The sequence below is a fragment of the Thermococcus atlanticus genome (genome assembly GCF_054657855.1).
In genome coordinates this window covers 1,080,689-1,092,515 of record NZ_BAAHXX010000001.1, presented here as the reverse complement: position 1 = coordinate 1,092,515, position 11,827 = coordinate 1,080,689, and the positions used below count along the sequence as shown (strand labels likewise).

12 protein-coding genes are annotated in these 11,827 nt (G+C 52.8%); 4 read left to right on the top strand and 8 right to left on the bottom strand.

What is annotated here, in order from left to right:
• Positions 1-66 precede the first annotated feature (66 nt).
• Positions 67-372, bottom strand: coding sequence for a hypothetical protein (locus ACYQ27_RS05790; protein WP_460041234.1), 306 nt, complete (start codon positions 370-372; stop codon positions 67-69).
• A 51-nt stretch (positions 373-423) separates the two neighbouring features.
• Positions 424-1,407, bottom strand: coding sequence for a metal ABC transporter solute-binding protein, Zn/Mn family (locus ACYQ27_RS05785; protein WP_460041233.1), 984 nt, complete (start codon positions 1,405-1,407; stop codon positions 424-426).
• A gap of 92 nt (positions 1,408-1,499) precedes the next feature.
• Between ACYQ27_RS05785 and ACYQ27_RS05780 the strand changes: the two genes are divergently transcribed.
• Positions 1,500-3,272 carry a DUF4932 domain-containing protein gene (locus ACYQ27_RS05780; protein ID WP_460041232.1) on the top strand — a complete coding sequence of 591 codons (1,773 nt, stop codon included), beginning with the start codon at positions 1,500-1,502 and terminating at the stop codon, positions 3,270-3,272.
• Here the strand turns inward: ACYQ27_RS05780 and ACYQ27_RS05775 are convergent.
• The 5 genes from ACYQ27_RS05775 to cysS all read right to left on the bottom strand — a co-directional run bounded on the left by ACYQ27_RS05775 (position 3,251) and on the right by cysS (position 7,331).
• The gene (locus tag ACYQ27_RS05775) at positions 3,251-3,538 is read right to left on the bottom strand and encodes a hypothetical protein (protein ID WP_456397030.1); all 288 of its coding nucleotides are present in this window, start codon (positions 3,536-3,538) and stop codon (positions 3,251-3,253) included. The two genes, ACYQ27_RS05780 and ACYQ27_RS05775, sit on opposite strands and share 22 nt — an antisense overlap.
• 19 nt (positions 3,539-3,557) lie before the next feature.
• On the bottom strand, positions 3,558-4,202 hold the full coding sequence (locus ACYQ27_RS05770) for a phosphoribosyltransferase (protein ID WP_460041231.1): 645 nt from the start codon (positions 4,200-4,202) through the stop codon (positions 3,558-3,560).
• A gap of 76 nt (positions 4,203-4,278) precedes the next feature.
• On the bottom strand, positions 4,279-4,629 hold the full coding sequence (locus ACYQ27_RS05765; RefSeq protein ID WP_460041230.1) for a hypothetical protein: 351 nt from the start codon (positions 4,627-4,629) through the stop codon (positions 4,279-4,281).
• Positions 4,630-5,868, bottom strand: coding sequence for a DUF1576 domain-containing protein (locus ACYQ27_RS05760; protein ID WP_460041817.1), 1,239 nt, complete (start codon positions 5,866-5,868; stop codon positions 4,630-4,632).
• 32 nt (positions 5,869-5,900) lie between these two features.
• Positions 5,901-7,331 carry a cysteine--tRNA ligase gene (gene cysS, locus ACYQ27_RS05755; protein ID WP_460041229.1) on the bottom strand — a complete coding sequence of 477 codons (1,431 nt, stop codon included), beginning with the start codon at positions 7,329-7,331 and terminating at the stop codon, positions 5,901-5,903.
• A gap of 175 nt (positions 7,332-7,506) precedes the next feature.
• Between cysS and ACYQ27_RS05750 the strand changes: the two genes are divergently transcribed.
• Genes ACYQ27_RS05750 through ACYQ27_RS05740 form a run of 3 tightly spaced genes read left to right on the top strand, consistent with a single transcriptional unit; the run spans position 7,507 to position 9,901 of the window.
• A complete protein-coding gene (locus tag ACYQ27_RS05750) occupies positions 7,507-8,466 on the top strand; it encodes an FKBP-type peptidyl-prolyl cis-trans isomerase (protein ID WP_456453468.1) in 960 nt (319 codons plus the stop codon).
• A gap of 39 nt (positions 8,467-8,505) precedes the next feature.
• Entirely contained in the window at positions 8,506-9,108 is a 603-nt protein-coding gene (gene mrtA, locus ACYQ27_RS05745) for a CPBP family archaeomyxosortase MrtA (protein ID WP_456453469.1), read from the top strand.
• A gap of 40 nt (positions 9,109-9,148) precedes the next feature.
• Positions 9,149-9,901: a heparan-alpha-glucosaminide N-acetyltransferase gene (locus tag ACYQ27_RS05740; RefSeq protein ID WP_460041228.1), complete on the top strand. Its 753-nt coding sequence runs from the start codon at positions 9,149-9,151 to the stop codon at positions 9,899-9,901.
• On the opposite strand, the gene ACYQ27_RS05735 is transcribed toward ACYQ27_RS05740, so the two are convergent.
• Complete coding sequence (locus tag ACYQ27_RS05735) at positions 9,819-11,771, bottom strand: GNAT family N-acetyltransferase (protein ID WP_460041816.1); 1,953 nt, start codon at positions 11,769-11,771, stop codon at positions 9,819-9,821. The two genes, ACYQ27_RS05740 and ACYQ27_RS05735, sit on opposite strands and share 83 nt — an antisense overlap.
• Between the last annotated feature and the right edge of the window lie 56 nt (positions 11,772-11,827).

Sequence of the window (11,827 nt, the reverse complement as noted above, 5' to 3'; positions counted from 1 at the left end):
CGCTCAGGTTAAGGAGGGGATGAAGCCTCCAGTTTTTAAGCCGGATGAGGCGAAGATGGTAGGGCGTTATCCTCGCCAGAATCCAGCCATCCCACCAGAACAGGGGGGGGTGTAATCCCCAAAATCAACCCTTCGGAAGCTTCCGTTTTCGTATAGGTACCAGCTCAGCTTTCCTGCCTTCCAGCAGCCCTGCTGCGAGTCGCAGCCCGTAAGCTCCTGATGCCCCGCAAAAACAAGCGCCTGCCCGTGCCCTGCAATAACATCATCAACGCTGAATACCTTTATTCCATCCTGAGCCGAAACATATGCTGGAATGCTCAGTGCAACGGCTATAATAATGAGGAGTGATACCATCCGTTCCATTTTCACCATGCAAATTTAATCGGGATGGATATTTAAAACTTTCTATGCACCCGTGGTAAGCTATCCCTTTATTATAAACCCCACCGCAGCGCCGAGGACAATGCCGACGAGGAGGGATGCGAGGATGTAGGCCCCCCAGCCGCCGCTCCGGACGGGTATTATCCGCTCTCCACACCCGGATAGCGCTTTGATTATGCCGGCCGTGTTCTCCTCAAGAACCTCCGTGTATGGCCTATCCTTCCAGAAGACTGTTATGTCCGCTGCGGGTTTTCCGCTCTTGGCGGAGAGCTCAAGGGCGGCTTTTTTAAGCTGCTCCGGACTGGTTGAAGAATAAACTATGAGTGTGGCGTTTTCCGCTGTCCCTATCAGGTCATCAACGCCCACCGCAGGAACTTCTTCCTCAGGCTTAATTGATGCGGAAACATTGATTCCAAGCCATTCAACGGCATACTGGTCAGGAGGCATCTGGATTACCGCTTTGAGCCCTGAGCCCGTAACAGCTTTTCTGTAGGCCTCCGCTATGGACTCAACCCTGATCCTGAATTTCTCGAACTCCGCTCCATAGATAGCCGCATTGTCAGGATATCTGGCTGTTAGGGCATCTTTAACGGCTTCAGCTATTGCTATGGCGTTATACGGGTCAAGCCATATCCCGTGGGGGTTGTTCTTTTCTCTGTACCAGTGCTCTTTCATGTAGCGGAAGCCAAATTTCTGATAGTCTCTGATGAGGAGCACCTTTCCCTTAATAATGCCCTCTCCCTGAAGCCCGACCATCCTCTGCTCCGCAGGAAGATGCCCGCCCGTGGTTACGATGACGTCGGCCCTTCCAAGCATCTCAACCTGCCGGGCTGTGAGCTGATACTCGTGCGGGTCGACTCCGGGAGGAATCAGATATACGACCTCAACCGAATCTCCGAAGGCCTCTTTAACGATGCTCGCCAGCGGTGCTATTGACGTCACGACAAGGGGCTTCTCCCCGGAGGCACCTGCGAACGGCAGGAGAAGGGATATCATTAGGATGAGCAGCACAAACCCCGCCTTCATTTTCGGTCACCCTAATTAATTTGGGGGCGAAGCTTTAAAGGTTATTGGAAAAGGTTATAAGCCACGATTTCTCACTACTACAGGGTGTCGTCATGAAGAGACTGGTGGCGTTAATAATCCTGCTTCTTTTCATAAGCTCCGCTGTTCCGGCGGGTGCATATGACATCAGCCCGAAAGTTTCAGTTGAGATAAGCCCCAATTCGGAGCTGTTCTCTGTTGTCTATTACCTTGCCTTCGGCAGGAGCGACCCCTTCATCATAAACCGGGGAAGCTACCTCGATGATGTCGACTCCTATTTTGGGGCATATAAAAATCATCAGGCCGTTAAGATGCTCAGGGAGCGTCTTGGATACACCGGCTCAATCCCTCAAAGGGACATGATGCTCTTCAACATCGAAGCGGCTCTCCTCATGTGTTCGGAACCTCCAGGGCTGAAGCCGATGGTGCCCGTAACCGACAGGTGGCTTCTCAGCTTTTTAGATGCCCTGAGGGATTTTGCAGAAAAAACGGATTTTATGACCTTTTACGACAGCCACCGGGGCCACTACCGGGATGATCTGGAAATTTACATAAACGCGCTGGGGCTTCTGCCTCCCGATGGATTCATGGGCAGATACATCAACATATCCGGCGTGCGCTTTGAGTTCCTTCACCCCTACCTCGTCGCCATCCACGGGCACAGCTTTAATCCCAAGATAAACGGAACTCAAATCTATGGAGCCGGCGGCATGCCGCCCCTTGTGAGAAGGGTGCCCCAGAGGACGGAGTGGAGCTACAGAACTGCAAGGGACACGATGTTCGGCCTGCCCCTAAACAGGGACTTCATCAGGAGCATGAAGCTGGATGAGCTCAACTATCTCGGATTTATATATCATGAACTCGGGCATGATATAACCACGGGAGCGCTCTGGAAAAGCGGCGAGGCACTTCTAAACCTCACCTATCTGGAGAGCACCATAGAGAAAGACATGCCATATCTGGCCCGCTATGACATACACTTCTGGGGAAGTTTCGGGATGATATACGAGGGCTTTGCAGATGGATGGGAGGATTTCGCATTGAGCCACGTTAACGAGAACTACACCCAACTGGCCATGTGGATGCAGAGGGCATGGGGGGAGTTCTGGATTGATGAGACCGTGGATATGTATGAAAAATACACGAACATGAGCCTGCGGGAGGGTAAATCCCTAACGGATTACGTTCAGGAGATGGCGAAGGAGCTCGGGAGACGGATTCCTCCGGAAAAAGCCGGGGAGCTCTATCAGGAGCGCGTTCCTGTCACACCGCTCAGGGCACTCGACAGGGGTGCGGTGAAGGGAAAGGTCATCATAATATACGGCACCCGGAATCCAGACCCGAAGGGCGTTGAGTACGACGAGGAAACAGCTGGGGCCGTGGCGGATTATCTGAGGACATTCTACTCGCAGTGGCCGGAAAACGTCGATGTTGAGGTTAAAGCCGACATAAATGTCACCGGTGAAGAGCTGAAGGAAAACCTCGTCCTCGTCGGCGGGCCTGTGGCCAACAAGGTTGTTGCCGAGATGCAGAGTTTTTTCCCGCTTCGCTTTATGAAATATGGAGATGAATGGGTTCTGGAGCACCGGAACTGGAAAGTTACGTCTTTCATACTCACCGGAAACAACATCCTTGAGGGCGAGAATGCGGGCTATTCCAGAGCATCCGTCATAATGGCCATCAGAAACCCCCTCAATCCGGAAAACTACATCATCTGGATCGCCGGTGCTGACAGGTACGGAACGAGACTCTACAGGAATCCGACATACTACCTGTCGAGCTATGAGATATTCACCGGAAAAGAGATAGAAATGGGCTTCTATGTTCAGCCGCTGGCGTCTTCCTGAGGCGCATTCCCGTTGCTCTTTATGTGCGGCTTGCCTATTGCTATTGTAAAGCCTTTGAACGAGTCGTCCTTCTTGTTGAACTCTATCGCCAGCGGGAGGTCGTTATCCTCATTAAAAACTATTCTGACGATTCTGGCCCTCGAATGGTCGCTCAGATAATCCTCCTTGAGCCGGTCATAGTTTTCAAGGGCGGTGTTTATGCTGTCCTCATGCATCTCGTAGATTTCACGGGAATAGTTGCTGTGCTCCCTTATTGCCCTGACCATCTCATCCTTATTCAAGCTATCACCGAGTCCAGATTTCGCCTTTTCTCTTAAATACTTTTCTCTTCTCGGCGAATTTGAGGGCCTCTTCAAGCTTCTCTTTTGGAACTTCGATACCATGGAGCTTCTTGAAAAGCCCTGTAATGTCTTTTATCGTGAGTTCTGACTTCTCTTCAAAGAGATTGCTGACGAGGTTTATCATGTCCTCAACGAAGTTCCACGGGAACACTATCCACGCCCAGTCGATTTCCTCCCCGTAGAAGTCCGGTTTGAAGCGGGAGCCCTTTATGGTCAGCAGCGTCGCAACCCTGACTTCAGCAGGGTTCTGGCTTTCAACGTAGTTCTTGGCAAGGGTCAGGCTTTCACCTGTGTCGCTGATGTCATCGACAATCAGGACTTTTTTGCCTTCGAGGCTGTAGCTGCTGCCGTACTTGAGCCTTGCCTTTCCGTCCGGAGTGGCAGTTACACCCCAGTGCTCGACCTTCACGCTCACGAGGTCTTTGATGCCGAGGTAGTCGCAGTAGAGCCTTGCCGCAACCCAGCCGCCTCTTGCGAGGCCAACTATGACATCGGGCCTCCATTCGCTTTCGAGAACCTTCCATGCGCCCTTTTTTGCCCATCTCTCAATATCTTCCCAAGAAGCCAGATAAGCCGGAAACTCTTTCATTGGATTTCCCTTAATTGAGCGGATACTAGGAGGTATTTAAGCGTTTTGGGAAAATGATATAAGGCGCGGACGGCCCTTATTTCGTATCCTTCTTCCGGTAGAGCAGCAGACGCAGTGAATTGCCCTCAAACTCTATCTCCGCCCTGTCCGTCATCATTCCAACGAGCGACAGTTCGCTGTCCTCCTCGACTTCCCCCATAAGCGTCCAGTAGTACTCACTGATTTCGGCGTGCTTCGGCAGCGATAGGAGTTTGAGGAGTTCCCTGGCAAGGGGGTCATCCCTGTCTATCCCCTCAACGTGAAGGTGTATCATAAAACCCTCCCCATCGTCGGTGATGTGGATGCTCATTCTCCTGGCCCCGTGATACAGACAGAACGTCACGAGCTCGTCCACAATTTTTGCCACTTTCTTGGGCTCTTCATCCATTTACCTCACCTCCCTCTCAAAGGCCCGGAGGATTGGCACGAGGATTGCGGCAACGATACCCCCGGAAAATCCGTTGTTGTAGAGGTTTATCCCGCCGTGGAGGTATCCCACGTTGAGGACGACAAACATGTGCAGCAACCCCGCAACAACTCCCATCAAGGCCCCGAATGAACCCGCCACGGGGGCCAGAGTTGTCCCGAAGAGTGCGGTTATGGCGAGTATCGTGGGGTTCACGTTCCTGAAAATCAGCAGTTCCCCGAGGAAAACACCGGCAATCACCGGCAGAGAGTTGAGGGGGTGCTTTCCAAAGGCGGCAAAGCCCATTACCGTTAGAATTCCCGCCACAACGGGCCCGTTAACCGGGCTTCCAGCGAGGGCCACGGTTCCAAGTCCAAGGAGGCCCATAACACCCATGTTCACCAGCGAAATGCCGAATCCCTCAAGCTGGACGAAATCCGTGACTATACGCCCGTTAAGGGCGAGTACCCTCCTGTATCCCCTGAAGCTCTTTCTGTTCATGTGGAATCCCAGAATGAGGAAGAGCAGGGAAAACAGAAGCATCATCAGTTTTAGCGGGACGTCATACTGGGAGCTCAGTATCAGCTGTCCCCGGGTTTCTATCCCAAAACCGCGTTTTATGGCCATCAGAACGCCGCCCAGAAGACCTCCGGTAAAGCCTATGTTGTAGAGGTTGTATCCATCGTGAACCCTAAGCATGTGGGCCGACAGGGGGATCATTATGAATCCCACGAGGGCACCGCCCAGGAGTGCCACAAGGGGGGCAGCAAATCCGAGGGATTTATTAAGGAAGAGTTCGGTCACAAGCGGTGAGAGGGTCGTGGCGAACATCATGATGAGGATGACGCTCTTGAAGGGGGTTCCCTTGTACCTCGTGTAGATGTATCCCCCCAGATAGATGGGCCAGATGTTGACGATGTTCTTGCCCATGAAGGCAAATCCCGCTATCGTCAGGACCGCCGCTATTATTGGGCCCGTTGGCTCGATTTTCAGCCTCCACAGGATGTAGATGTTTGCGAGGGTAAGGAGGGCGGAGTTAACAAGGGCCGCCCCGATTCCCCCTACGGCGATGTAGTCCACAAGGAGGACGTCGGAGTGGAGGACTATTGCCTCAAGTCCCCTAACTATATTTCCCGGCCTGTCAAGAAGCACTGCCAGAAACAGCATGACCGCGGGCAGAGATAAAAGAACGTAAAGCCGCCTAACCCCAATCGAGTCCATTTCAATCACTCCACAGGAAAGAGAGGTTAAATTTAGAGTTTAACCCTCTTCCATACCGTCCCCTTTGGAGTGTCCTCCAGCTGAATGCCGAGCTCCCTGAGCTGGGCCCTTATCTTGTCCGCCAGGGCGAAGTTCCTCTCCTTTCTGAGCTGGGCGCGCACCTCTATGAGGAGCTCTATCAAAGCTTCCTCCTCACCGGCTTTCTGCTCTCTGAAGTAGTCCTCAAAGATGCCGAAGACCTCGCTTACAGCTTTGAAGAACTCCATCGCCTTGCGGAGGATGCTCTCCTTCGGCTTTTCGACCCTGCTGAGGTACCTGTTCACGGCACCGCTTACCTCGAAGACAGCCTTCATGGCTTCAGCCGTGTTGAAGTCGTCGTCCATCGCCTCGTAGAACTTCTCCCTCGCGTTCCTCATGGCCTCGTAGGCCTCGAACTCCTCTCTACCCCACGTGAATGAAATCTCGGCCTTTTCAAGTGCAATCCTTATGTTCTCAAGGGTGTTATACAGACGCTCAAGGTTGTTCCTGGCGTGCTCCATGCCCTCCTCCGTGTAGTCGAGGGGCGAGCGGTAGTGCCTCTGGAGGACGAAGAGTCTGATGACCTCCGGGTCGTAGCGTTCGAGCATCTCCCGTATCGTCACGAAGTTGCCGAGGCTCTTGCTCATCTTCTCGCCGTTGACCATCAGGAAGCCGGTGTGGAGCCAGTAGTGAACCCACTCGTGCCCGGTGCAGGCCTCGGTCTGGGCTATCTCGTTCTCGTGGTGCGGGAAGATGAGGTCGTTGCCTCCGCCGTGGATGTCGAAGCTCTCCCCGAGGTACTTGGTGCTCATCGTGGAGCACTCTATGTGCCAGCCGGGCCTTCCCTCGCCCCATGGGCTTTCCCATTTGGGCTCCCCGGGCTTGGCCTTCTTCCAGAGGGCAAAGTCTTCAGGGTTCTTCTTGCCCTCGCCGGGCTCAACTCTTGCACCCTTCCTGAGCTCTTCAAGCTTTATCCCGCTGAGCTTTCCGTACTCCCTGAACCTCTGAACCTCGAAGTAAACGCCGTCAGAGCCTTCGTAGGCGTAGCCCTTCTCCTCCAGCTTTTTCACGAAGTCTATGATGTCCTCGATGTGCTCGGTAACGCGCGGGTAAATATCGGCGGGCTTGACCTTGAGGGCGGCCATGTCTTCGAGGAAGTACTTCAGGAACTTCTCAGCCAGCTCCTTCGGGTCTTCGCCGGTTTCGTTGGCACGCCTGATGATCTTGTCGTCTATGTCCGTGAAGTTCATGACCATAAGGACGGTGTAGCCTCTGTGCTCAAGATAGCGCCTTATGACGTCAAAGGCTATGTATGTCCTCGCGTGGCCGAGATGAGTGTAATCATAAACAGTTGGCCCACATACATACATCCTGACCTCTCCTTTCCTTAACGGCCTGAACTCCTCCTTTTGCTTCGTCAGGGTATTATACACCCTAATTCCCATTTTTTCATCACCGGGTTACGTTCAGGAGCATGTTTTATTAGGTTATCGCTTCACCTGCGGGCGTGTTTAAATCTACTCCCTCCATCAACAATATCAGACACGCCCCTTCATCTGCAAAAGCTTAAAAACCCTCTTCTCAATCTTAGAGCAGCGAAAGGAAAGGGAGGTCATGCTCATGAAGATAAAGAGAGGGGACGTTGTAAGGCTCCACTACACGGGAAAAATAAAGGAGACAGGAGAGATTTTTGACACAACCTTTGAAGAGACCGCCAGGGAGGCTGGCATCTACAGTGAAAAGGGTATCTACGGCCCGGTTCCGATAGCGGTTGGTGCGGGGCATGTTATAAAGGGCCTTGACGAACAGCTGGAAGGTCTGGAAGTCGGTAAAAAATACGAGATACTTGTTCCGCCTGAGAAGGGCTTCGGAAAGCGCGATCCAAAGCTCATCAAGACCTTCACCCTCGGTCAGTTCAGGAGGCAGGGACTCTACCCGTTCCCCGGAATGGACGTGGAGGTAACCACCGAAGGAGGGAAAAAACTCAAGGGCAGGGTTCTGAGCGTTTCGAGCGGCAGGGTCAGGGTCGACTTCAACCATCCGTTTGCCGGCAAGACGCTCCTCTACGAGGTTGAGATACTGGAGAAGATTGATGATCCTATAGAGAGGGTAAAGGGCCTTATAGAGCTCAGACTTCCAAGAATAGACCTTGACAAAGTCACGATTGAGGTTGGCGAGAAGGACGTCAAGGTTGTGTTCAAAGACCCTGAGATTGACAGAAACACCCTGATCCTCGGTGAGATACTCCTCGAAAGCGACCTCAAGTTCATAGGCTATGAAGAGGTCGAGTTCAAGCCGGGTGTTGAGGAGCTCCTCAGGCCGCCGGAGGCCGAGATGGAGCAGGAGGAAGGGCCTGCTGAAACGGAGGAAGTTAAGGAGCCGGGTGAAGAGAAAACTGCAGGGGAGCAGGAATCAAAGAGAGAAAATGCCGAGGGGAGCACCGAAACAGAAGAACCGGGAGAAGGGGAAGAGGGTGAGGACAGGCCCGTAAAGAGCACCAAGAAATCCAAGACCGTGAGGAAGAGGGCGGCAAGCAGAAAGCGGGAAGCAACCAGAAAGAAGAAAGAAGACGCGGGATGATGCCAAAACTTTTTATCTTTTCCAAGTTTAGTATTCTGCATGAGACTCCGGAAGAATCCGTGGGCACTCTATGCACTCTCGCTGCTTTTTATTCCGCTTGTGTGGCGCAGGGGGAACAGCCTTTTTGAGTGGGCTGCTTACGAGGCCCTTCTCTACATCCTTCTGCCCCTCCTCCTCGCCCGTCTGCTCGGCTTCAAACCCGGGGAGCTCGGCTTTCAGCCGGGGAAGAGGGAGGGCTACAGATGGTTTGCAGTTTTTTTCCTGATTTCAATCCCGATAAGCCTTTACGGGACAACCGTCCCCTCCATGAAGAACTACTACCCCATATTCAGCTATTCCGGCTGGGGGGATTTCCTTCTCAAGGAGCTTGTGGTCGGGGTAATGATGCTCGCCCATGAGGCATTCTACAGGGGAATTCTTCTATTTCCCCTGGCGGAAAAAAACGAGTGGCTGGCGATTTTTGCCCAGGACATCCCCTATACGCTCGTCCATATCGGGAAGCCGGGCATCGAAATCCCCTACGCGTTCTTTGCGGGAATCCTCTTTGCCAAGATGGATTTAAAGGGTAGGAGCTTTCTCCCGAGCTTCCTGCTCCACTGGCTCGGCTCGGCGTTTTTTGATGTACTATGCGTTCTGCTCTGAGCTTTCGAGCACTTTTTAAGAAGTTAGACGAATTATGTTTATGCCCGGAGTTGGTGCCTACAGTCACGGACGGTTCTGGGAGGTGGACTTCCTGAGGGGAGTTGGCATATCCATGATGGTGGTCTCCAACTTCATCACCGACCTCCAGCTCTTTCTTGGATATTCGGAGCACAGGATCTTCTGGGGCTTTTTTGCCGTGACCACCGCCTTTATATTTGTCTTCATATCGGGGCTTTCATTCTGGATAAGCTATTCCCGAACGGTTAAAAGAACCGTCCGCCCCTATCCCAAGTATTTGAGGCGATTTCTGAAGCTCTTCGGACTTGGAATTCTCATAACCCTCGTCACGCACTTTCTCCTTAGGGGCATGACGGTGTACTTTGGCATACTCCATTTTCTCGGAACTGCGAGCCTTATAGCAATCCCCTTCCATAGATTCGGAAGGTATAACCTTCTCTGGGCTCTGTTTTTTATACTCGGATCCCTGTGGGTGGGCCAGCTGCACGGCTCCATATGGCTCCTCCCGCTCGGCATCACCCCGAGAAGGTTCTATTCGCCTGATTATTTCCCCATCTTCCCGTGGTTCGGAGTTTACCTCCTCGGACTCGCAGCCGGGAGCATGTTCTATCCCGAAGGCATGAGAAAGCCGGAGCTTAACATTCCCCGCAGCACCGTCCTCTCATTTCTCTGTTTTGCAGGCAGGCACACCCTCAAGATTTACCTGATTCATCAGCCTGTGCTGGTTGGTCTGCTGAGGCTGCTTTATGGCCCTCTTCCCGGCCTTCCGATTTAGCCTGCATCCTGGCAGTGCCGTAACCCACGAAGAGCACCTTATCCGGGTCTAGGGCTTTAACGACCTCCTTTCTGTGGGTGATTATCACCGCGGTAATGCCAGCATCCCTTATTATTCCGCTAACCTTCTTGGCCACGCGCATTGCTGTTAGAGCATCAAGGTGAGCGGCGAACTCGTCCATGAGCAGCAGATTCGGCTTCTCCGCAAGCAGGGAGGCTATCTTGGCCCTTTCCTTCTGCCCTGTTGAAAGCTCGGAAAACTTCGCCCTGTAGAGCACGGCATCGCTCAGGCCGGAGCGATTCAAAACCTCAACTGCAGCGTTTAAATCCCTGATTCTCCTGTAAACGTGCTCCAGTATGCTCTCACTCCCGAACTCCGGCTCGGATTCACCCGGGATAAGTACCGAGACCCTAACATTTGCCGGTACTTCGATTTTTCCGCCTGTCGGCCTAAAGCGCTCCTCCCAGTAGCCCTTCGCAGCCCCGAGGATCAACCTCAGGAGGGTCGTCTTTCCGGCACCGCTCGCCCCAACGACCACGACTAGCTCCCCGGGCTTAATTTCAAAGTTTAAGTTCCTCAAAACAGGTCTCTGAATCACCCTGTGCCTGACTCCAAAAGCCTTCAAAAGCTCCTGAATCTCCTCCGGAAGGCCTTTTATATTAAGTTCGCTCTCAAAGACCTTGCTCACGTTTCTGAAGACTATCGAACCATTTAACGGCTCAACCTTACCATAGCTCGGCCTCCAGAGCCTTCCATCCTCGGGAGCATGCGGGTCATCCCTTAAAAAGCGCTCCATGTACTCCCGGGCCTCTTCGCTTAGCGGATAAAATAGAACAGGCCTCCCGCTTGCCGTTTCCCAGAGGAACCTGAAGCCAACCTTTTCAAAGAAGGGATTGTAGCGAGCCATCTGGGCTATGGTCTCAACGATGTGCTTTCTCTTCCTCATCTCGGGAATTCTTCTCTCCTTAATCCACTCCAATGCAGCCCTAACGCTGAGCTGGCCGAGCCCATCGGAGCGGTAGTCCGGGTGGACAACAACCCTTGCAATTCTCGCTCCTGCGGTGTTGCTCTCCCTCAAGGCCTGCCACTTTGCTTTTTCCCAGAGCATTGAGCGGGCGACCCTCCCGGGATATTTCTTCCTGAGCTCCTCATAAAGCTCCCTCATTATACGCTCGGGCCAGAATGCGGGGTGGAACCAGTCTTCCGGGAAGACCCTCTCACGTATGCTCCTCTCTATTTCGCCGTTGGGCAACCGTCTGTGCATCAGGGGAATCGGCGGGTCAACTCGGACGTATGCCAAAACCCTCGGCTCATATTCCTCCCTGTTCTCAAGCTCAAGGATTAGAAAGCGCGAGGCAGGGGTTGAACCCTTAATCTCCAGGATATGGCTCTCGGCACCGCAGACCGGACAGGCCTGCTTTGTATTCGCCTCGAATATGTGCCCGTTTTTGCATCTCCAGAGCGCAACCTTCTCCTTCTGGGATGCATAGTGGTACTGCTCAAGCTCCGCTATTGCCTCAAAGTCAGACTCATACTTAGCTTCCCTCGCCTTGATTTTGTATGTATAGAGCAGCTCCCCGGTTAGCGGTGAGTAGCGCTTTGCTTCATATTCCCTTTCCCACAGCGGCCACACTTTGATTTTATCGCCATGGTAGAACCTGTAGAGTTCGTAATCATCGAAATCGAGCGTTTTGCCTCCCGGTTTTTTCCTCACATGAATCTCGACTTCATCTCCCGTCACAAACCACTGGGCAACGCCGCTCATGTAGAGCCTGTATATTTCGCCATTTACATCAGCTTCAAGGATTCCGAACCACCTGTGCCTGAAGCGTGGAACTTCGCTGCCAGCAACTTTTCCCCTGAGAATCATCCAGACCACCGGAAAAATTAGGAAGGCAAATTATTTAAGGGTTGCAGAGATAACCC